This window comes from Caulobacter sp. GW821-FHT09B08 (assembly GCF_059418225.1).
The window spans coordinates 374,890-395,303 of sequence record NZ_JBWKPL010000001.1 but is presented as its reverse complement, the minus strand read 5'-3'; the positions used below and the strand labels follow the sequence as shown (position 1 = coordinate 395,303).

Annotated in this window: 14 protein-coding genes; 12 read left to right on the top strand and 2 right to left on the bottom strand. The window is 72.7% G+C overall.

All coding sequences use genetic code 11. The features are described from left to right. Window positions 1–143 precede the first annotated feature (143 nt). Window positions 144–1,037 carry a LysR family transcriptional regulator gene (locus AC07OA_RS01810; RefSeq protein ID WP_494662050.1) on the bottom strand — a complete coding sequence of 298 codons (894 nt, stop codon included), beginning with the start codon at window positions 1,035–1,037 and terminating at the stop codon, window positions 144–146. Between the two features lie 97 nt (window positions 1,038–1,134). Here AC07OA_RS01810 and ilvD point away from each other — a divergent pair, with 97 nt between their 5' ends. The 12 genes from ilvD to AC07OA_RS01750 all read left to right on the top strand — a co-directional run bounded on the left by ilvD (window position 1,135) and on the right by AC07OA_RS01750 (window position 18,948). Further along, a complete protein-coding gene (ilvD, locus tag AC07OA_RS01805; RefSeq protein WP_494662049.1) occupies window positions 1,135–2,988 on the top strand; it encodes a dihydroxy-acid dehydratase in 1,854 nt (617 codons plus the stop codon). 91 nt (window positions 2,989–3,079) lie between these two features. After that, window positions 3,080–5,245: a transglycosylase domain-containing protein gene (locus AC07OA_RS01800; protein WP_494662048.1), complete on the top strand. Its 2,166-nt coding sequence runs from the start codon at window positions 3,080–3,082 to the stop codon at window positions 5,243–5,245. Beyond that, on the top strand, window positions 5,242–6,486 hold the full coding sequence (locus tag AC07OA_RS01795) for a hypothetical protein (protein ID WP_494662047.1): 1,245 nt from the start codon (window positions 5,242–5,244) through the stop codon (window positions 6,484–6,486). Before AC07OA_RS01800 ends, AC07OA_RS01795 begins: the two co-directional genes overlap by 4 nt. After that, complete coding sequence (locus tag AC07OA_RS01790) at window positions 6,486–6,848, top strand: hypothetical protein (protein WP_494662046.1); 363 nt, start codon at window positions 6,486–6,488, stop codon at window positions 6,846–6,848. The genes AC07OA_RS01795 and AC07OA_RS01790 overlap by 1 nt, the downstream gene beginning before the upstream one ends. A 4-nt stretch (window positions 6,849–6,852) precedes the next feature. Then, entirely contained in the window at window positions 6,853–9,828 is a 2,976-nt protein-coding gene (locus tag AC07OA_RS01785) for a tubulin-like doman-containing protein (protein ID WP_494662045.1), read from the top strand. Then, window positions 9,818–12,748 (top strand): Hsp70 family protein, encoded by a 2,931-nt coding sequence (locus tag AC07OA_RS01780; protein ID WP_494662044.1) that lies wholly within the window; start codon window positions 9,818–9,820, stop codon window positions 12,746–12,748. Before AC07OA_RS01785 ends, AC07OA_RS01780 begins: the two co-directional genes overlap by 11 nt. 35 nt (window positions 12,749–12,783) lie before the next feature. Beyond that, on the top strand, window positions 12,784–13,707 hold the full coding sequence (locus AC07OA_RS01775) for a hypothetical protein (RefSeq protein ID WP_494662043.1): 924 nt from the start codon (window positions 12,784–12,786) through the stop codon (window positions 13,705–13,707). 100 nt (window positions 13,708–13,807) lie between these two features. Then, the gene (locus AC07OA_RS01770; protein ID WP_494662042.1) at window positions 13,808–15,349 is read left to right on the top strand and encodes a hypothetical protein; all 1,542 of its coding nucleotides are present in this window, start codon (window positions 13,808–13,810) and stop codon (window positions 15,347–15,349) included. Between the two features lie 50 nt (window positions 15,350–15,399). Beyond that, window positions 15,400–17,445: a hypothetical protein gene (locus AC07OA_RS01765; protein ID WP_494662041.1), complete on the top strand. Its 2,046-nt coding sequence runs from the start codon at window positions 15,400–15,402 to the stop codon at window positions 17,443–17,445. A 30-nt stretch (window positions 17,446–17,475) separates the two neighbouring features. Then, window positions 17,476–18,183, top strand: a complete 708-nt coding sequence (locus AC07OA_RS01760; protein ID WP_494662040.1) for a hypothetical protein — start codon at window positions 17,476–17,478, stop codon at window positions 18,181–18,183. 45 nt (window positions 18,184–18,228) lie between these two features. Then, window positions 18,229–18,609, top strand: a complete 381-nt coding sequence (locus AC07OA_RS01755) for a hypothetical protein (RefSeq protein WP_494662039.1) — start codon at window positions 18,229–18,231, stop codon at window positions 18,607–18,609. Between the two features lie 9 nt (window positions 18,610–18,618). Then, window positions 18,619–18,948 (top strand): hypothetical protein, encoded by a 330-nt coding sequence (locus AC07OA_RS01750; protein ID WP_494662038.1) that lies wholly within the window; start codon window positions 18,619–18,621, stop codon window positions 18,946–18,948. 194 nt (window positions 18,949–19,142) lie between these two features. Here AC07OA_RS01750 and AC07OA_RS01745 read toward each other — a convergent pair whose 3' ends face one another. After that, on the bottom strand, window positions 19,143–20,396 hold the full coding sequence (locus tag AC07OA_RS01745) for a hypothetical protein (RefSeq protein WP_494662037.1): 1,254 nt from the start codon (window positions 20,394–20,396) through the stop codon (window positions 19,143–19,145). Between the last annotated feature and the right edge of the window lie 18 nt (window positions 20,397–20,414).

The following is a 20,414-nucleotide window of genomic DNA, read 5'->3' as shown; positions in this document are numbered from 1 at the left end:
TCCCGCCCTTGTGGCGGGAACCCCTCTATCCGCCGCAGGTGCGTGAGGGTGGCGCGCTAGCGCGCCAAGGCATTTCACTTGCAGGCTGAACCAGGGGTTCCCGCCACAAGGGCGGGAATGACGGACGTGAAGGGGATGGCTCCCTACTCCACCAACCGCAGCATCTCCCGCAACGTCGGTGTCTCGTCGTCCCGTCGCCAGGCCAGGCCCGTCTCCAGTGTCGGCGGGTCCTGGATCTCGACGTAGCGGACGCCGGCGCGGGCCAGGTTGCGCAGGGAGGCCGGGACCAGGGCCACGCCCAGGCCGGCGGAGACCAGGCTGATGATGGTCTGCATCTGGATGGCCTCCTGCACGATCCGGGCGGGGCGGCCCCGGGCGGCGAAATAGGTGGTGACCAGGTCGTGGAAGGCCGGGGCGACGGTGCGGGGAAACAGGATCAGCGGCGCGTCGGTCAGAGCCTCGGGGGCCAGGACGCCGTCCGGCCCCACCGGCAGGCGGCCGCTGTCGATCCAGGCCGCCGGCACCGCCGCCATCAGGGGTTCGGACACCAGACGTCTATAGGCCAGGGGCGCGGGCAGGCCGCGGTCGGCGGGCGGGATGATCACGCCCGCATGGCGCTCGCCGGCCACCAGGGCGGGGATCTGCACGTCGCTGGTGGCCTCGATCAGGCGGATCTCCACTTCGGGAAAGGCGTCGGCGTAGCGGCGGACGAGATCGGGCAGCAGGCTGTAGTCGGCGGTGCTGACGAACGACAGCGACAGGTGGCCGGCCAGGCCGTCGCGCAGGCGGGCGGCGCTGGCGGGCAGGGCGTCCAGCCCGTCCAGGGCCGCGCGCACCTGGGGCAGCCACTGCTCGCCCAGCGGGGTCAGGCGCACGCTGCGCTTGGTGCGCACGAACAGCGGCGCGCCCAGGCTGCGCTCCAGGGCCATGATCGACTGGCTGAGCGGCGGCTGGGTCATGTTCAGCCGTTCGGCCGCCCGGCCGAAGTGCAGGGTGTCGGCGACCGCCGCGAAATGGCGCAGCTGGCGGGTATCCATTTGATATATCCAACGACCTAATAGAGCGCTTTTAATATATTTTGAGAGCGTTGTCCGGGGGCGTAAAAACCCCACGTCCAACATTGAGATTATTCCCATGCCTCCCTATCGCTCGCGCACCTCCACCCACGGCCGCAACATGGCCGGCGCCCGGGGCCTGTGGCGCGCCACGGGCATGAAGGACGAGGACTTCGGCAAGCCGATCATCGCGGTGGCCAACAGCTTCACCCAGTTCGTCCCGGGCCACGTGCACCTGAAGGACCTGGGCCAGCTGGTCGCCCGCGAGATCGAGGCGGCCGGCGGCGTGGCCAAGGAATTCAACACCATCGCCGTCGATGACGGCATCGCCATGGGCCACGGCGGGATGCTGTACTCGCTGCCCAGCCGCGAGCTGATCGCCGACAGTGTCGAGTACATGGTCAACGCCCATTGCGCCGACGCCATCGTCTGCATCTCCAACTGCGACAAGATCACCCCCGGCATGCTGATGGCCGCCATGCGGCTGAACATCCCGGTGGTCTTCGTCTCGGGCGGGCCGATGGAAGCCGGCAAGGTGCAGATCAAGGGCGCGATCCGCGCTCTGGACCTGGTCGACGCCATGGTCGTGGCCGCCGACGACAAGTACACGGACGAGGAAGTCACCGCGATCGAGAAGGCCGCCTGTCCGACCTGCGGCTCGTGCTCGGGCATGTTCACGGCCAATTCGATGAACTGCCTGACCGAAGCCTTGGGCCTGTCGCTGCCCGGCAACGGCTCGGTCCTGGCCACCCACGCTGATCGGGAAGCTTTGTTCAAGGAGGCCGGCCGGCTGGTCGTCGACCTGTGCCAGCGCTGGTACCAGCAGGAAGACCCCACGGCCCTGCCGCGCGGCATCGCCACCCGGGCGGCGTTCGAGAACGCCATGAGCCTGGACATCGCCATGGGCGGCTCGACCAACACCGTGCTGCACCTGCTGGCCGCCGCCAGCGAGGGCGGGGTCGAGTTCTCGATGGCCGACATCGACCGCCTGTCGCGCCGCGTGCCCTGCCTGTCGAAGGTGGCCCCGGCCAAGAGCGACGTGCACATGGAGGACGTCCACCGCGCCGGCGGCGTCATGGCGATCCTGGGCGAGCTGGAGCGCGGCGGGCTGATCGACGCCAGCCAGCCCACCGTCCACGCCACCACCCTGGGCGAGGCCCTGGCCCGCTGGGACATCGGCCGCACCAACAGCGCCACGGCCCGCGAATTCTTCCGCGCCGCGCCCGGCGGCAAGCCCACCCAGATCGCCTTCAGCCAGGCCGCCCGCTGGGAGGAGCTGGACACCGACCGCGAGAAGGGCGTCATCCGCTCGGTCGAGCACCCGTTCTCCAAGGACGGGGGCTTGGCCGTGCTGTTCGGCAACCTGGCCCCCGAGGGCTGCATCGTGAAGACGGCCGGGGTCGACGAGTCGATCCTGACGTTCAACGGCACGGCGCGGGTCTATGAGAGCCAGGACGCGGCGGTCAGCGGCATCCTGGGCGGCCAGGTCAAGGCCGGCGAGGTGGTGGTCATCCGCTACGAGGGCCCCAAGGGCGGGCCGGGCATGCAGGAGATGCTGTACCCGACCACCTATCTGAAATCGAAGGGCCTGGGCGCGGCCTGCGCCCTGATCACCGACGGCCGCTTCTCGGGCGGCACCTCGGGCCTGTCGATCGGCCACGTCTCGCCGGAAGCCGGCGAGGGCGGGCTGATCGCCCTGGTCGAGACCGGCGACCCCATCGTCATCGACATTCCCAACCGCGGCATCACCCTGGACCTGCCGGACGCTGTGATCGCGCAGCGCCGCGAGGCCCAGCTGGCCCGGGGCAAGGACGCCTGGAAGCCGCTGGACCGCCAGCGCGAGGTTTCGCCCGCCCTGCGCGCCTATGCGGCCATGACCACCAACGCCGCGCGCGGCGCGGTGCGCGACGTCAGCCAGGTCGAGCGGTCCTAAGGCGCCAGGGCTCACAAACTCCGGTTTCAGCCTCGCTCGCAGGTTGACAAGCCAAGCCCCCTGCCGGTCAAATCACCGCAGGGGGACGGGGATGACCGCCGATTACGATGAGCCGGCGCCGCGCCGGGCGCTGGTGGGCCGGCTCCTGGTCTTGCGCGGCGAAATACTGGACCGAGTACTGGGCCGGATCGCGGGCGGCGAAGAGGACTATCCGGCCGAGGGCGTGCTGGAGCGGCCCGAACGCCGCAGCGGTCTGAAATGGCTGTTGTCGCAACCCTGGCACCGGCTCGAGGTCCCCGCCGTGGCGGCGATCATCGTGGGCAGCGTGGCCCTGGCGGCGATCTTCATCAGCCTGCAGGCGGCCCTGCCCAAGCAGGACCAGGTGGCGGCCCTGCTGTCCCAGCGCACCATCCACTATCTGGACACCGAGGGCGGCCTGCTGGGCCGCGAGGGCGCGCCGCGTCCGAACGTCGCCCATCTGCGGGCGACCAATCCCAACTCCCTCAACGCGGTCGTCGCCATCGAGGATCGCAGCTTCTACAGCAACGACGGGGTCTCGCTGATGGCCCTGGCGCGCATCGTCAAGGACGCCTTCCGCAAAGGCGGCGGCTCGACCCTGGCCATGCAGCTGGCCAAGAACGTCTACCAGCTGGACAAGGCCGAGACCTGGGAGGACGCGCCGCCTCCGCCGCCGGTCAAGGTGGAGAAGGGCAAGACGGCGCCCAAGGTCGAGCGTCCGTTCCGGATCAAGACGCCGCTGGTCTGCAAGGTGTCACGCACCGCGTGCCGCAAGATCTACGAGATCGACCTGGCCTATAAGTTCACCCGCGAGAACACCAAGGACCAGCTGCTGGCGGTCTATTTCCAGGTGGTCCAGCCTTATCCGGGCAAGCCGGGGGTCGAGAACGCCGCCCGTCTGTGGTTCGGCAAGGAGCTGGACCAGCTGTCCATCGCTCAGGCCGCCCGGGTGGCCGCCGCTCTCAAGGGCACCTGTTATTCGCCGCTGGGCGTGAACTACGAGGCCTGCGATCAAGACCTGCCGCGCGTGCGGGCCGCCAACGTCATCCACGCCATGCGCGACCAGGGCATGATCGGGTCCGACCAGGAGAAGGCCGCCCTCGCCGAGAACCGCACCATGGTGGTCGAACCGCGCGAACCGGCCGGTTCGGTGGTGGCCCGCTGGCTGCACCGCTACGCCCGCGAGGGCCTGCCCCAGGACGGCGACCTGACGGTGCGCACCACCCTGGACCCCCGCCTGATGAAGGCCGGGCGCGAGGCCCTGGCCATCGCCCCGCCGGACGTCCAGGGCGCCCTGGTGGCGCTGGACCCGCGCACCGGCGCGGTGCGGGCCATGATCCCCGGCCGCCGGCCCGGCGACTCGTTCAACCTGGCCGCCGAGGGCCGCCGGCCGGCGGGCTCGGTGCTCAAGCCGCTGCTCTACACCGCCGCCCTCGAGGCGGGGGCCACCCCCGGCAGCCTCTGCGACGACGCCCCCTATCCGGGCGGTCCGCGCAACGCCTACAAGGCCGATCCCAAACGCATGCCCCTGTGGGAGGCCCTGCAGAACTCCAGCAACCGGGTGACCATCCGCCTGGGCGAGCAGGTCGGGGCCGACGCCATGAACAACCTGTCCGAACGGGTCGGGATGAAGTTCATCGGGGCGGGCCAGACCACCCATCCGTTCCCGTCCGGCGACCGGCTGGCCTGGATCGGCGAGGGCGCCCAGGCCAATATCCGCCTGCTGGACATCGCCGCCGCCTATGCCCCGTTCGCCAACGGCGGCCTGGCCGTCGCCCCCTACGGCGTGGCCGGCTATGTCGATAGCGTCGGCGACACCGAGACCCTGGCCCATGCGCCGCCGGTCCGGGCCCTGGACCCCAGGATCGCCGGCGAGATGCGGGCCATGCTGCGCCGCGTGGTGACCGCCGGCACCGGCAAGGAGGCCGAGGTGCCCGGCCTGCGAGTGGCGGGCAAGACCGGCACCACCAACAAGCTGGGCGACGGCTGGTTCGTCGGCTTCGACGACGGCCTGGTGGTGGCGGTCTGGCTGGGCCAGGACCGCGCGCCCGGCAAGCCGGCCAAGTTCCAGCCGGTGTCGGGTCACACCGCGGCCGGGGTGTTCCACAAGTTCCTGGTCGAGGCCCGCCAGGGCCAGGCGCCGCCGCTCCCGGCCGGGGGCGAGCCCGCGCCCTTCTGGCCGAACGGTCCGGTGGTGGCCCTGCGTCCCGGCGCGCTCAGCTGCGACGCGGGCCTATGAACGTGGCGCTGCGTATCTGCGCCGACTGCGGGCGCCCGGCGCGGGCCGCCGACCGCTGCTGCGCGGCCTGCGGCGCCCCGACGCCGACGGTGGTGGGCCGACGGCTGGACATGGGTCCGGCGGCGGCGGCCGACTGGTCGCGCCTGGCCGGTCCCGGCGCCCACGGTCCGTTCGTGGCCGACAGCGCCCTGCTGTCCTGGGCGGCCTGCGGCGAGACGGTGGTGGGGCTGCGCGACGACGGCCGCACCGGCGAGTTCGTGACGCTGGAGGTCCGCGACGGGGCCCTGGTCTTCACCCCCGCCGGCCCGGCGACGGGCGCGGGCAAGCTGGTGGCCCCCCTGCTGGGCGGGCCGCTGGGGGTCTTCGCCGTGTCGGCCGGCCAGGTGGCGACCTGGACGCCGGGCGCGGCCCCGTCCGGCTGGACGCCGCCGGGCGAGATCGTCGCGGCCGCCGTCGCCGCCTCGGGCGAGCTGTGGCTGGCCGTGCGCCAGGCCGACGAGGTGCGGATCCTGGCCGGGCCGGGCGGCCCGGCCATGGCCCTGGTCGCCTCGATCCGCGACTTCGCTCCGGCCGGGGACGAGAGCCTGGAGCTGGCGGTGGATTCCGAGACCCCGGGCCGGGGCGTCGTGCTGCTGCTGGGCCGCCGCCGCTCGGCGGTGATCGAGGACGGGGTGGTCACGGCCCTGGTCCCCGCGCCGCTGGAGACCGTTTCGTCCGGCCCGCCGGCGCCGCGCTTCCAGCCGCCCTGGCGCGTGGGGCGGCCCTGGCTGACGGGACTGGGCGGCGACCAGGCCGTGGTGGTCTGGGACGGCGCGGCCCTGACCGGCTTCGCCCTGCCGCTGCGGGCCCACGCCGCCCGCGCCCTGGTCATGACCCGCACCGGCGCGTGCGTGGCCTTCTGCGAAAGCGAGACCCTGACCATCACCTGGAACGCCGTCGGCAGCCGGCTGATGTCGCGGGTCGCCGACACCCCGCCGCTGCACGGCGCGGGCCTGGGGCTGGAGGACGAGGTCCTGCTGGCCTATCGCGGCGAGACCGGCGCCGGCTTCCACGTGCACGGCGTCGGCCAGGCCCATGGCGCGCCGCGACCGGACCCGCGCCTGCCGGCCACCACCGACGTCCTGCGTCCCGCCGTCTGGCTGCCGCCGCTCGAGGTCGGCGACGAGGCCTGGGCCGCCATGCTGTGGCGCTCGCGCCTGGTGGCCTGGCGCTGCCCCCTGACCCCGGGGACGCTTCGCTGATGCCCTACGATTTCTTCTCGTTCCACGGTCCCCAGTTCGGCCTGACCACCCTGACCGCGCTCAGCGCCACGCCGCTGGCGGTGCTGATCTACATCGTCGCCTTCCGCCGGGGGCTGAAGCCGGGGCTGCGCGACGGCCGCTCGCCGCGCCAGATCCGCCTGGCCGCCCTGACGGTGGCCCTGGCCTGCGCCGGGGTGGTGCTGACCCTGGACGCGGCCGCCCCGTTCGGCTGGCTGTTCCTGGGCATGATCGCCCTGGTCGCCGCCGCCCGCCTGGCCTGGCCCCGGGCGATGGTCGCGCCGGCCATGCTGGCGATCGTGGCCCTGCTGGCGCGGGCCTTCGTCCTGCAGGCGGTGGTCTGACGCCATGACCGCACGGCCCATCCTCTTCATCGGTCTCGGCGGCGTCGGCGCCCAGGTGCTGAGCCTGCTGCGGCGGCGATTGTTCGACCAGACCGGCGCGGCCGCCCCGCCGCACGTGGCCTTCCTGTGCGTCGACAGCGAAAAGCCGGGCGACCTCGCCCAGCCCGCCGCCGTCGCCCTGGCTCCCGGCGAGCACGTCGCCGCGCCGCTGGACATGGCCAACCTGGCCGAGATCCGCGAGCGGCCCAAGCGTTTCCCGCACGTGGGCGCCTGGTTCGACCCGGCGGTGCGGCCGGTCCACCCCCTGGCCGGCGCCACCGGCGTGCGGGCCCTGGGGCGGCTGGCCTTCTTCCAGAACTACCGCGCGATCCGCGAGGGGCTGGCCGCCAAGCTGAACGCCCTGGCGCCGGACGGCGGCCCGGTCGAGGTCAAGGTCGTGGCCTCCCTAGCCGGGGGGCTGGGCTCGGGCATGCTGATCGACCTCGGCTTCCTGCTGCGCGACCTGCGGCCGGAGGGGCTGTCCAGCGAGGCCGTGGTCCTGCTGCCGGGCCTGTTCGACCGTTCGGAGGGCGCGCCGGCCCATGCCAGCGGCTATGCGGCCCTGCTGGAGCTGGAACACCACAGCCGCGCCGACGAGACCGGCGCCGCGCCGGGCTTCACCGCCGCCTGGACCCGCGCCGAGTTCGACGCGCCCCGCCGCATCGAAGGTCCCGTCTTCGACATTACCTGGCTGGTCGGTCCCGAGGGCGACGAAGAGGCCGATCCGGCCGAGACCCTGGAACTGGTCGCTGAGCAGCTGTTCGTCCGGCACGGCGGCCATCACGCCGCGCTGTCGAGCCGCATCCGCCAGGACCTCGACGCCGCGGCCGGGAGCCTGGCCCGCACCGTCCGCATCGCCCTGGACGACGAGCCGGACGACGGCCTCGCCCAGGGCCTGTCGTGCCGCTACGGCGCGTTCGGCCTGGCGCGGATCTACGCCCCGCAAGGGGCGCTGGATCGCGGCGAGGGCGCGGTGTCGCGCCTGCTGGCCCGCTGGCTGGCCGAGCCGGCCGTGCGTCCCGAGCGGGTGGACCGCCTGATCGCGGGCGACGACCTCTATCTGGGCGAGGAGAAGCCCGGCCGCGCCAAGCTGAAGGCGCTCTACGCCGCCATCCAGGCCGACGCGGGCCGCACCGCCGGCCGGGCCATGGCCGAGCTGTGGGGCAAGGAGGCCGAGGCCCTGCTGGCCCAGCCCGCCGACGCCGCCTTCGCCGCGCGGTTGCTGGCGACGCGGGACGAACTGCATCGCGCCTGGCTGGCCGAGGACGTCGGTTCGTTCGACGCCCTGCTGAAGACCAACGGCCAGGCCGTCTTCGCGCGGATCGAGGCGCGGCTGAACACCCTGGTGACCACGGCCCTGGGCGACGAGCGCGACCGCTTCCCCGTCGCCGTGGCGGCGCTGGAGATTCTCTATCGCCGCTATGGCGAGATCGCCCAGGCGGCCGAGGCCTCGGCCCGTCTTCGGCGCGAGCGCCTGGACCTGTTCCGTACACGGACGGAGAAGTTGCTGGGCTATCTGGACAGCCGCGCTCCCCGGGTGCGCCGGGCCGTCGCCGAGGTGGCCGTCGAGGCCGCCGGAACCGCCCTGCTGGCCGAGCTGGACCTGCTGACCGACCAGCGGATCGCCGTCACCTGCCGGGCCGCGCGCGAACTGATCGGCCAGCCCGGCGACAGCGGCCGCGAGCTGGTGGCCAGCCTGCAGGCCCGCCTGGCCGACCTGCGCTCGGCCCTGGCCCGGATGAAGTCCGGCATCGGCCAGCGCCTGGTCTCCGCCCAGCAGGGGGTCAGCTCCACCCGCAGCATCCGGCTGGACGCGGCGGGCGCCTCGGCCAGCGGCGTGGGCGACGACGCCTTCGCCGCCACCCTGGAGCGCCGGTTCCACGCCGCCGAGGCGGAGGGGCGGCCGTCGGCCTCGCTGTGGGTCCTGGCGGGCGTGCTGCGCGACGGCGGCGACGAGGCCATGCTGACCCGCCTGGCCGCCTTCGTCGACGCCGAGCTTTCCCAGCTGACCGCGCGGGCCAGCGACATCCCGGCCGCCTTCGCCGCCCGTCACGACGGGGCGCCGGACGGCCAGCCCTATCGCGGCGAGCTGGCGCTGTGGGCCAAGGCCGGCGCGCCGCGCCTGGCCCTGCGCGCGGGCGGGGCGGACGACTGGGCCGCCGAGGCCCCGGCCGCCCAGATCCTTCTGGCCCTGCACGAGCGTGGCGCGGCGGGTCCCCGCGGCCGCTTCGAGACCACCCTCCAGGCGGCCCTGAAGCCGCACGCGCCCGAGGTGGTGGAGGGGCCGGCCGACGCGGCCTATCTGCACACCCAGAGCCTGGGCTTCCCCCTGACCGCGATCGTCGAGATCGCCGCGTACCGCAAGGCCTATCAGGCCCGCCTGGCCGTCGAGGCCGAGGGCATGGCCGGGCTGCACGGCGACCTGGACATCGAGCGCTACGCCGACATCGTGCCCCTGGGCGTGGAGGAGGGCCGGGCGCGCTCGGCCGCGATCCAGACCCTGGCCCTGGCCCTGGCCTCGGGCCTGGCCTGGCCGGAAGCCAAGGACGGCGGCCACGCCATCGTCTACAGCCACTATGACGGCGACTATCCGTTCGCCCAGTCGCTGGGCCTGGCCCCCCGCGCCATCCGCACCCTGGCCTCGCCCGACCGCGACGACCGGCAGCTGGCCGGGCAGGTGGCCGACCTCCTCAACAACCAGGCCGACGGCGCCACCCTGGCCCGGCTGATCGTGCTGCTGGACCGGGCGGCGGCGGGGCAGGACGCCATCCGCACGGCCGAATGGCGCCGCGCGGCGGCCCAGGCCTCGCGCATGCTCAGCGCCCGCCACGGCGAGCTGCGGGACGAGGTCGAGGTCCAGCGCGCCGCCTTCGCCGACTGGGCGCAGGCCGTGCCGGACGCGGACGGTCCGTTCTGGAGGATCAAGCCCGATGCCGCTTGAACCGACCTGCGCCGCCTGCCGCCGCCGCGCCGAGGCGGGCGACCTGTTCTGCCGGGGCTGCGGGGCCTTCCTGGCGCCCCTCTCCGTGACCCTGGCCAAGGGGCGCGGCGGGGCGCGGATCATGGCCTTGGCGACGGGCGACGCGACCACCCGCGCGGGCTGGGAGGACCTGGACCTGATCGTCTCGGACCTGACCCGCGATCCGCCGGCGCCGATCGACGACGTGCCGCTGCTGGCCGTGCTGGACGGCGAGGGCGGGCTGGTCCTGCCGGTGCTGAGCCGGGTGGTCGCCGCCGGGGCGCCGCTGTCGGCGGGGGTCTTCGTCTGCCACCGGGCGACCACGCCGCGCCGCTCGGCCCGGGTGGCCACGGCCGCCTTCAACGCCCCCAAGGCCGAGATCCGCGCCGGCGCGACCGTCTGGGCCGACGCCTTGCGGATCGAGGGCGACGAGGCCTTCGTGCCCGTGCATCTGACCAGCCTGGGCGGCATCGCCGTGGTGACCAGCGCGCGGCTGGCGATGGTGGGCGGCGCGGGCCGGGCCGCGCCCCGTCCCCTGCGTCAGGAGCTTCTGCCCGGCGAGCGCGCCACGGTTCCCGCCGCCGTCTCGCCCGGCGACCGCCGGGCTCTGGCCGCCCTGCGCGGCGAGGCGCGGGCCCGGCTGCTGATCGAGCTGGAGGACCGTGCGACCCCCATCGAGCTGCCGCTGACCGTGGTCCGCCAGGCCCCGGCCAATCTGATGGTCGCGCCGCGCGCCCGCTCGGCCGCCCTGGGCGGACGCCGGCTGCGGCTGGGCGTGCGGATCGAGAACGACGGCGGCGCGCCCCTGCGCGTCAGCGCGGTGGCCGTGCGCCGCCAAGGGGAGGGCGAGTGGCGCTCCGTGCGCATCCCCCTGGCCTGGCGCGATCCGCTGGGGCCCAAGCAGGTCCGGCACGGCGAGCTGCGGCCCTGGATGACCGCCGACGGCCTGGCCGAGGGCGAGGCCCTGGCCGTGGGACCCCATCGCTACGAGGTGCGCGTGATCGCCGAGGCCGGGGCGCGGGGCGACGCGGCCCTGACCGTGGACGCCGACTTCCAGGTGGTGATCCGGGCCGAAAAGCCCCTGCGCGCCCGGCTGTGCATCGACTTCGGCACCACCGAGAGCGCCGCGGCCATCAGCGACGGGGCCATCAAGATCTACCAGCCTGTCGAGCGGCCGCCGTCGGTGGTCGAGCTGGGCGCGTTGGGGGCCAGCGCCGACGACAGCCAGCGCTTCCTGCGCACGGGCGTGGTGATCGACGCGGAGGGCCAGGTGTTCTTCGGCGAGGAGGCCGAGGAGGTCGCCGCCGCCGATCCCGACGCCCTGCGCGTGGAGAACCTCAAATGGCTGGGGGAGACGCGCGAGGCCATCGAGCTGCGCACCTTTACGCAGATCGGCGAGCGGCTGCGGCTGGGCCAGCCGGTGCGGGTCGAGACCATCGACCCGATGCTGCTGCGCACGGCCTTCCTGCGCACCGTCCGTGATCTGATCGAGACCCATCCGGACGTCGCCGCGACCATCGACGCCAAGACCGTGGTCTTCGCCACCCGCCCGGCCATCTTCACAGACAAGCAGACCCGCGAGCTGGTCGACACCTTCCGCGCCGCCGGCCTGCCGGCCCCGTGCATGAAGCCCAGGCTGTTCGGCTCCAAGACCCTGATCTCGGAGAGCTGGCCGCCGCTGCTGACGGCCCTGGAGGAAGAGGCGCGGCTGGCCCGCCTGCGGGGCGCGGCGGCCGACGGGCCCTGGCCGGCCTCCTGGCGCCTGCCGGCCCCGGCCCTGTCGCGGGCGGCCCACATCATCGTCTACGACGTGGGCGGCGGCAGCGCCGACATCTCGCTGCTGCGCCTGACCGGCGAGGTCACGGTGCGGCGGGTCGACGACCTGGCCACGGCCACCTCGCGCGCCTTCACGGGCCTGGGCTTCGCGGCCCTGATCGAGGGCGTCCTGTCCGCCTGGCTGCTGGAGCAGACGGGCGAGCGGTTCGACCCCGCCGCCAAGGGGCCGGCGGCCCGGGCGGCCATGGCCCGCGCCGTGCGGGCGTTCCAGTTCAACGACGGCCTGTTCTCGATCTTCGCCTCGACCCTGCGCGAGGTGCTCACCGGACCCGTCGTCGACGCGGCCGCCGTCGAGGCGGCCCTGCGGGCGGTGGTCGAGGCCGACGCCCAGGTGGCCGCGCGGCTGGACCTGATGCTGCCGCTGAGCCTGGTGGGCGCCGACGGGGAGGTGGCCATCGGCCAGGACGACGCCCTGCGCCTGGCGGGTCGCATCGTCTCCCGGTTCGCCGAGGTGCACTACCAGCCCCTGGCCGACCTCACCCGCGACCTGCGCGAGGAGGCCGGGGTGCGCGCCGGCCATCCGGGCATGCGGCTGATCCCGTCGGGTCGGGGCGGGGCCTTCCCCCTGGCCCGCGCCCTGATCGCCCTGCTGTGGAGCGACTTCGACGCGGCGGGCCTGCACATCCTCAGCCTCAATCCGGTCGAGGCCAAGTCGATCACCAGCTGGGGCGGGGCGTATCTGGCCGACCAGTCGCTGTCGGGCGGCCGCTACCGGTTCAGCGGCAACGCCTCGCTGAACCAGTTCCGGGTCAGCCTGCCGGTCTGGGACAACCGCCGGCAGTCCGCGCCGATGGAGCCGGTCGACGACGCCGATCCCGTGCGCGCCATCCTCCAGGCCTCCGAGCTGGGCGAGCTGGTGCTGCAGGAGCACGCCGAGGTCTTCCGAGGCCCGCCCCAGGCCGACCCGCTGGACGTGGTTTCCCGCGTCCGGCTGGACCGCCGCGCGGCGCCGGAGCGGCAGTGGCTGGTGGTGGTGCAGGCGCGGGGCAAGCCCAAGGCGGTGCTGGTGGAGGCCGACAGCCGGGCCGCCGCCGTCGAACGGGTGCAGGCGGAGGCGAACCGATGAGCGCGCGCTTTTCCTTGTCGAGAGCTTGGCCCGCCATGGGTCTGGCCCTGCTGCTGGCGGCCGGTCCGGCGACGGCGCGCCAGCCCGCCTCGGCCGCGCCCCAGCCCGCGGCCGAGATCGCGCTCAAGCCGGCCGTCGCGCCCGAACCCTCGCCGGCCGAGCTGCAGCGGCGCAGGTTGCAGGTGCGGGCCCTGGAGGCCGTCCAGGCCCGCACGCGCTCGCTCTCGGTCCTGACCCTGGGGGCCTCGATCCTGCTGGGCCTGGAGACGCTGCTGCTGATCGGCGGCGGGCTGTGGGTCTGGCGGGCCCAGCGGAAGGCGCGGGGTCGGGTCAAGGCCCTGGCCGAGACGGTGGCGCGGCTGGAAGCGCGGCTCGACGAGATGGCCGCCGCCCCGGCCGGGAGCCGGCCGGACGCCGATGGACCGGGCGCCCCGACCGAGGCCTGGTGGCGCGACGCCCGGGCGGGCCTGATCGAGGACATACTGGCCAGGCTGCCGGCCTCGGCCCCGGCGGCGGGCCAGGCGCCTGTCCCGCGTCGCGCCGCCGAGCCGGCGCCGTCCGAGGGCGAGCCGGCGGCTGTGGCCGCTTTCCTCAGGGCGTTCGACGCGCCGCACGAACCGTTCGGACGGGCGCTGCAGGCCGCCGCCGGCTCGGGCTTCCTGGCCCGGCTGGAGGGCGCCGAGCGCCTGGCCGCCACCCTGTTCATCGCCAGCGAGAGCCTGACCGCCCAAGGCGATCCGGGCGCCTATCGGGCCGCCTTCGACACCCTGCTGGCCGATCTGGGCCTGCCGGGCCACACGGCGGTGATCGGCGAGGTCGGCGCCCGGGCGGGCGTGGACCCGGCCGCCTTCTACTATGCCGAGAGCCCGATCAGCGACACCATCGCCCGCACCCTGTGGCCGGGCATCCGGCGCCCCGACGGCGTGGTCGTGCTGAAGAGCCACGTCCGCGTTCATTGAACGGGAAAACCCCAATTGTGGCCGAAACGCGGTTGACTCGGGACGAGCCGTTCGCCTCTAATTAAACCGTCGGTTGGGGGACTAGGCCATGCATTCTAGAATGTTTTCTACGCTCGTCGCTGGCGTCGCGGCGGCCTCGATCCTGTCCGGAAACGTCCTGGCGGCCGAGTTCCAGGCGCGGGGCGTGGCCCAGGTCTCGACCGTGGGCAAGAAGGACCCCCGCCTGATCCGCGCCCAGGCCATGGCCGCGGCCAAGCGCGAGGCGGTGATCTACGCCATCAACAAGGTGCTGGGCCCGGGCTCGACCAGCCGCCCCGAGGTGGCCGCCCAGATCGACGGCATCGTGGCCCAGATCGGCGACGACGCCATCGTCGACAGCAGCAACCAGAGCTTCAAGGGCGCCTACGAGCAGGGCCTGACCCTCAGCCTCGACGAGGCCAGCTTCCGCCGCCTGCTGGTGGACGCGGGCATCGGCAACTACGCCAGCTTCCGCGCGTCCAGCATCCTGGTGATCATGGACGAGTACGTGACGACGCCGCGCGACCTGCAGGCGCCGTTGTCTGAACTGACGATCTACAAGAAGCGCGAGGGCGAGAGCTTCTCGGCGGCGGCCAAGTCCAGCACGGCCGCCTCGTCGTCGGCCGCCTACAAGGCCAGCGCCGCCAGCAGCAGCGGCGGGGCCTATTCCAACAGCGCCGGGTCCTCGGGCGCCATGCGCGACGGCTATGGCGGCGGGGCCGCCTACAGCGAGAACGCCGCCTCGCGCGGGGCCTATGGCGAACGCTCGGCCGGCTCGGTCTCGGCCGCCGCCAACGAGCGCTACGCCCAGAGCGACAGCATGGCCGTCAAGGCCGAGCGCCACGACAACGTCGACTATGTGCGCCTGGTCAAATACCAGCCGCGCACCAAGGCTCCCTCGCAGGTCAGCCTGACCTACAACGCCATGAAGGGCTCGATGCAGAACTATAATCTGCGCGTGCTCGACAACGACGTGTTCCGCAGCCGCTACTTCGGCAAGAAGTCCATCACCCTGGACGACATGACCAAGAGCGCGGAGCTGGCCAAGTACGTCACCTTCGCCCGCAACGACGCCAAGGCCGACTACTTCATGGCCGGGGCGGTGGTGCTGGTCGACGCCGGGCGCAACGCCAACACCGGCGAGATGACCTGCTCGGGCGTGTTCTCGTTCAAGACCTATTCCACCTCGACCAGCGAGGACATCGCCGCCGACACCGTGTCGGAGACGGCCAGCGGCATGAACGCCGACGCCTGCTCGGCGAACCTGGCCCAGAAGCTGGCTGTGATCGCCGGCGACGTGGCCGGTCCGCGCATCCAGGCCTATTTCAAGAACAACGCCACCTATGGCGGCCAGACCATCGTCACCCTGACCGGCGGCTCGCTGTCGCCGATGACCCGCGCGGCCTTCCTGCGCGGCGTGCGGGCGACGCCGGGCGTCCAGCGGGCCGACTCGCGGGTCTCCAGCGACAGCCAGTTCGAACTGGTGGTGGCCTATAACGGCGAAGACCCGCTGGACCTGGCCCTGGCCGGCAGCCTGTCGGGCGACGCCCAGTTCAGCCGCCTGGGGTCGCGCGCGGGTCCCGGCACGGTGCTGATGTGCCTGAACGGGCCGTGCCCGCGCTAGGCGTCTTCACGACGACCCAAGAACAGGACGACGGCGGGCGGGGCGGGACGATGAGCTGGCGGATGGGCTGGAAGACCCTTGTGGCCTTGGCCATGCTGATCGGCGGCCTTGGCGCGTCGCCGGCCTGGGCCGTCGACTTCGAGATCTACGCGACGCCCGGCGTCTTCCTGCCGCCCAACGAGGCCCCCGACAGCGTGGCCCGCAAGGCCCTGCCGGTGAAGGACTACGGCGACACCTTCGTCAAGCAGATGAAGGGGGCGTTCGCCAACGTCTCCGACACCATCACCGAGACCAAGGCCAAGCGCACCTTCGTGGCCTCGCTGCAGGTGGCGCGCGTGGCCACCTTCGAGATCCCCAAGCCCGAGATCGGCGCCACCTCGCCCTACGCCTCGGTCACGGCCAGCCTCTACCTGACCAATATCGGCACCGGCGAGGTGGTCTACGCCTATACCCTGACCCAACCGGCGACCATGTCGGTGGTCTCGGTCGCCAAGGGCAAGGCCGTGCCGTCCAGCGTCTATGCCGAGCTGATCCGCAAGAGCTACGAGGGCGCGGTCGGGAAGCTGGTGGAGCGGGCCAAGAACGACTTCAAGCCGTTCGAGGTCAACGCCACCGCCCGCAAGGCCGTCGGCGCGACGATGATGGTGGTCGACCAGGGCGCCGAGGGCGGGGTGGGTCCCGGCGACGTGCTGGAGGCCCCCGACGGGGCCACGGTCAAGACCGTCTTCACCGACCCGAAATACACGATCGCCGACACCCTGGTCGGCAAGGTCGCCCAGGGCCAGAAGCTGAGCCGGCTCAGCGCCAAGACCGTGGACGAACTGCAGCGCCCCACCGCCGTGGTGGCCGTCGGGGTCAACGCCTCGGAGCTGCCCGACGAGGTGATCACCCAGATGGCGACCGACGCCATCGCGTCGCAGCGGCTGTTCAACCTGATCCCGGTCAACCGCAGCTTCACCCAGGTGCTGGCGGTGGTGAAGGCCAAGACCCAGATCAGCGGCAAGGGGCTGAACAACCGCCCGCCGCCGCAGTACTACATCCGGGTCAGCGTCCTGCGGCCCATGGCCTTCGAGGCGCCGACCGGCCGCAAGGGCGAGGTCATGCCGGTGACCGCCGCGCGGACCCTGATCGAGGTGGTCGACGCCGCCGGCCGCGTGGCCTATGCGGGCACGGCCTACAGCTCCACCCCGGGCAACCGCGCCTCGCCCAAGCCCGCCGAGCTGACCGCCCCGGACGGCGACTTCAATCCCGTGGTGCGCCGCGAGCGCGCCACCCGTGACGCCCTGACCACCCTGGCCACCCAGATGAAGACGGGCCTGGTCTTCACCCAGGCCGACCTGAAGGTGGCCAATGTCAGCGGCGGGCGGATCAACATCGCCGACCCCAAGGGCCAGCTGGCGGTGGGCTACAGCGCCGACCTGCTGCAGAAGGTCGGCCGGGTGGGCAATCTGAACAACGTGATGGCTCCGCTGTGGACCGTGCACGTGGACGGGATCGCCGAAAAGACCGCCACCGTCACGGCCGACCTGCCGGTCTACGAGGGCGCGCGCCAGCCGTCCGGCGGCGACATCATGCGCGTGCAGCAGCTGCCGGGCGCCTCGGGCCGCAACGCCAAGCGCTACGGCGACTGCTCGTCCTCGGCCAGCACGGGCACCCGCAAGATCGACGGCTACGACGCCCTGGCGCTGAACCGCTTCGCCGCCCGCTCGGGCCAGGACCTGTACCTGACCAAGTTCGTCGACCAGCAGTCCGCCATGCTGGAGGCCACCGGCCTGTTCGCCAAGGCCGCCGCCGTTCCGCGCCAGCCGGAGACCGCCTGCGTCGAGCCCGTGCACCGCATCGAGCCCCAGCCCGAGGTCTGCGCCGCCAACATCTGCAAGACCACGGTGCTGATCCGCCTCAGCTACCGCCTGCGCAACGGCCAGCAGGTCACGCGCCAGGGGCTGGAGCGCAAGATCACCAACGGCGTCTACGCCACCACGCCCAAGACCCTGCGGGCCCAGCAGACCGAGCTGGACTGGACCGAGGAGACCTTGCGGCTGCTCAACGAGATTTTCGACAAGTCCGACCTGAAGAAGACCCTCGCCGCCCTCTGACCCCGACCCTCCTTTTCACGGAGCTTCGACATGCGCGCCCGCCGCCCGATCCTGCTGGCCTTCGTCGCGATCCTCAGCGCCACCCAGCCGGCGCTGGTCCAGGCCGCCGGCCGCGCGCCGGTCGCCGCCACCGGCGGCGAGACCTACAGTCAGATGGACGTGCTGCTGGCCGAATGGACCCGGATCGACGCCCAGATGAAGGCCGCCAGCTACGCGGTCTACAACGTGCTGGCCACACAGGAGGAGCGCCGGGCTCTGGACCTGAAGGTGGCCGCCGTCACCCAGATCAAGGACCCCAAGGAGCGCGAGGCCAAGCTGATCGTCGTGCAGGGCGAGGCCCAGGCCGAGCTGGCCAAGATCGACTTCGCCGAGCGCGGCGCCGAGATCAAGGAAGACCTGAACGACGAGCAGTGGGAGCAACTGCGCCTGGCCTTGGCGCTGCTGATCGATACCCTGCCGCGCGGCAAGAAGGCGTTCGAGGCCTTCAAGCCGGCCCTGGACGCCTCGATGAGCCAGGCCAAGCAGAACTTCGATACCGCACAGGGCTTCCAGAAGATCTCGATGGGCGTGGAAGTGGCCCGCCAGGCCGCCGTGGCCGCCGCCGTGGTCGGCAAGGGCCTGCAGAGCCTAGCCACCACCGCCAAGGTGATTGGCGACCTCAGCACCTTCATGAGCGACCGCCCCAAGCCCTCGCCCCTGGCGCTGAAGCGCACCCCGGCCATCGCGGCGTTCGACTGAGGACGGACCTAGAGGCAAGGCCATCCGAGACCCGATGGAGCCGACATGAACCAACCTCGGCTCGTTCCGCCGAACATACAGGCGAAATACAATCAGTGGCGGCGCTGGCAGGAATTCTTCGGCTGGCTCCACGTCCTGATCGGCGCGCTGTCCGTCGGGTGCACGGTCGTCATCGGCGCCAACGCCGCGCAGAAATTCATCGACAATACGGCCGCGACGGTCAGCCTTTCGGTGGTCTCCGCCGTCGCGACGTTCGTGCTGACCTTCATCAACAGCCGCCAGAAGAACGAGGCGTTCGAGCGCGCGGCGCGCGAGCTGGAGAAGGCCATGGCGCGCTACCAGCTGGATCCGGAGATGCCCGAGATCGAGCTGGCGGAGGCCGAAATTCGGGGAATTGACCTCCTCAACGAGGCCAAGCCGGGGTAACACCCCCAGATGGGAAGTTCCAAACTCAGTCCTGAATTCGAGATCGTGGTCGACGGCGAGACCTATGTGTGGCGGCTGCACCGTCAGCCCGGCTGGTCGGGCGACGGCATCGAGCGGCACGGCATGGCCCTGGGCGTGCGCCACAAGGAGGGCCAGCGCGACGCGGTGGTGGAGTTCCCGCCGGACCCGAATCCCCGGTTCGGCGCCCCGCTGCTCAAGCCCGCCCAGATCAAGACCAAGCTGGTGGCCAAGGCCATCGGCTCGGCCGTCGCGGCCGGCTGGGAGCCGTTCTCGCGCGGCAAGACGGTCTATGTCGTCGTGGACGAAACCGGCGGCTGACGGGGCCTATCCCCCAAAGCTCCCGTCATTCCGGGCCTTGTGCCCGGAACCCCTGGTTCAGCCCGCATGTGAGACGCAAGCAGACCGCTGGTGGTCCGCCCCATCCGCACCTGCGACGGATAGAGGCGTTCCGGGCACAAGGCCCGGAATGACGAGCGTTTAAAAGGCGGGGCGCGGCTGAAGGCCGACGCACCCTAATCCGCCGGCGGGGCCACCTCGACATAGGCGCGGAAGATCTGGCCGTTGCTGGTGAAGCCGGCGCGCTGGACGCTGGCGATCTGGGCGCCGGCGGGCGGCTCGGGATAGCTCTGGTGGCGGCGCGGGTCGAAGGGCTCGCCCGGCTGGGGCCAGATCAGTCGGGCCTGGTCGCCCAGGGCGTGGCTGATGGCGTCCTGCAGGTCGGCCTTGTCGCGGGCGGCGACGAACAGCTCGCTCTGGGCGGTCTGGGCCTCGTCCAGCAGGGCCGCGACCAGCCGCTCCTCCTCGCCCAGGGCCTGGTAGCCGCGCGCCCCCACCCGACGGGCGCTGGAGATGACCAGGTCGCGCCAGTCGCGGGCCTCGAACCCGCTGGAGTCCAGCCAGGTCTTCAGCCCGTCCAGCGGATCGGGCGCGGTCTCCTCGACGCTCGTCTCGGCCTCGGGCGGGGCGGTTTCCACTAGGGGCGAAGGCTCGGCGACCAGGCTGACCGCCGGCTCGACAACCGGGGGCTCGGCGGTTTCGAAACCCGCCGTCGAAGGCTCGACCGGAGCGGGGGCGGCCTGCGGCTCGATGGGATCGGACGCAACCGACGGGACGACCGGTTCGCCGACTTCCGGCGCGCTGGGCGAGGCGACGGCGGCCGCCTTGCGCCGGTGGTCGCGCCACAGCGTCCAGGCCACCAGGCCGGCGATCACCGCGGCGGCGATCGCCGAGAGGATGATCGCCCAGGGCGGACCGGGCGCCTTGCGCGGCGCGGACGGTTCGGTGGGACCCAGATGGAGGTTCCGTTCCTCGACGGGCAGGGCCGCCACCGGGGCGTTCGTCGCCGGTTTGATCTCGGCGGGCGCGGTCCTGGCGGGGGGCGGGGATGCGGTGACCTTGGCCGGGGGCGGCGTGGGCTTGGGCGCCTGAACCGGCGGCGTCTCGCGCGGCGCGACGGCCGCCTTGGGCTGAGGCTTGGCCGGCGTCGGCTGGGCCTTGGCCTGCGCCTTGGGCGGGGCCTGAACCGGGGGTTTGGCCGGAGCGGCCTTGGCTTGCGGCGGCGCCTGTTGGGGTTTGGCTTGTTGGGGCTTCGCCTGGGGCTTGGCGACCGGCTTGCGGCGCACCGGCTCGTCCGACAGGCCGGCGTCGCGGGTCAGGCGGTCCAGGCAGCGGTCGATGTCGCGCTCGTTGACCAGCGAGCCGCAGGCGTCCTGGGCTTGGGCCGGGGCGACGGCGACCGACGCGCTCGCCGCTGCCAGAGCGATCAACGCTGCGCACCAAACCCG

Excerpts from the sequence above, each read along its gene's own strand:
- AC07OA_RS01790 (WP_494662046.1), top strand. The coding sequence starts at position 6,486 with ATGCCCTACGATTTCTTCTCGTTCCACGGTCCCCAGTTCGGCCTGACC.
- AC07OA_RS01755 (WP_494662039.1), top strand. The coding sequence starts at position 18,229 with ATGAACCAACCTCGGCTCGTTCCGCCGAACATACAGGCGAAATACAAT.
- AC07OA_RS01775 (WP_494662043.1), top strand. The coding sequence starts at position 12,784 with ATGGGTCTGGCCCTGCTGCTGGCGGCCGGTCCGGCGACGGCGCGCCAG.
- AC07OA_RS01770 (WP_494662042.1), top strand. The coding sequence starts at position 13,808 with ATGTTTTCTACGCTCGTCGCTGGCGTCGCGGCGGCCTCGATCCTGTCC.
- AC07OA_RS01800 (WP_494662048.1), top strand. The coding sequence starts at position 3,080 with ATGACCGCCGATTACGATGAGCCGGCGCCGCGCCGGGCGCTGGTGGGC.
- AC07OA_RS01795 (WP_494662047.1), top strand. The coding sequence starts at position 5,242 with ATGAACGTGGCGCTGCGTATCTGCGCCGACTGCGGGCGCCCGGCGCGG.
- AC07OA_RS01810 (WP_494662050.1), bottom strand. The coding sequence starts at position 1,037 with ATGGATACCCGCCAGCTGCGCCATTTCGCGGCGGTCGCCGACACCCTG.
- ilvD (WP_494662049.1), top strand. The coding sequence starts at position 1,135 with ATGCCTCCCTATCGCTCGCGCACCTCCACCCACGGCCGCAACATGGCC.
- AC07OA_RS01760 (WP_494662040.1), top strand. The coding sequence starts at position 17,476 with ATGCGCGCCCGCCGCCCGATCCTGCTGGCCTTCGTCGCGATCCTCAGC.
- AC07OA_RS01780 (WP_494662044.1), top strand. The coding sequence starts at position 9,818 with ATGCCGCTTGAACCGACCTGCGCCGCCTGCCGCCGCCGCGCCGAGGCG.
- AC07OA_RS01765 (WP_494662041.1), top strand. The coding sequence starts at position 15,400 with ATGAGCTGGCGGATGGGCTGGAAGACCCTTGTGGCCTTGGCCATGCTG.
- AC07OA_RS01785 (WP_494662045.1), top strand. The coding sequence starts at position 6,853 with ATGACCGCACGGCCCATCCTCTTCATCGGTCTCGGCGGCGTCGGCGCC.
- AC07OA_RS01750 (WP_494662038.1), top strand. The coding sequence starts at position 18,619 with ATGGGAAGTTCCAAACTCAGTCCTGAATTCGAGATCGTGGTCGACGGC.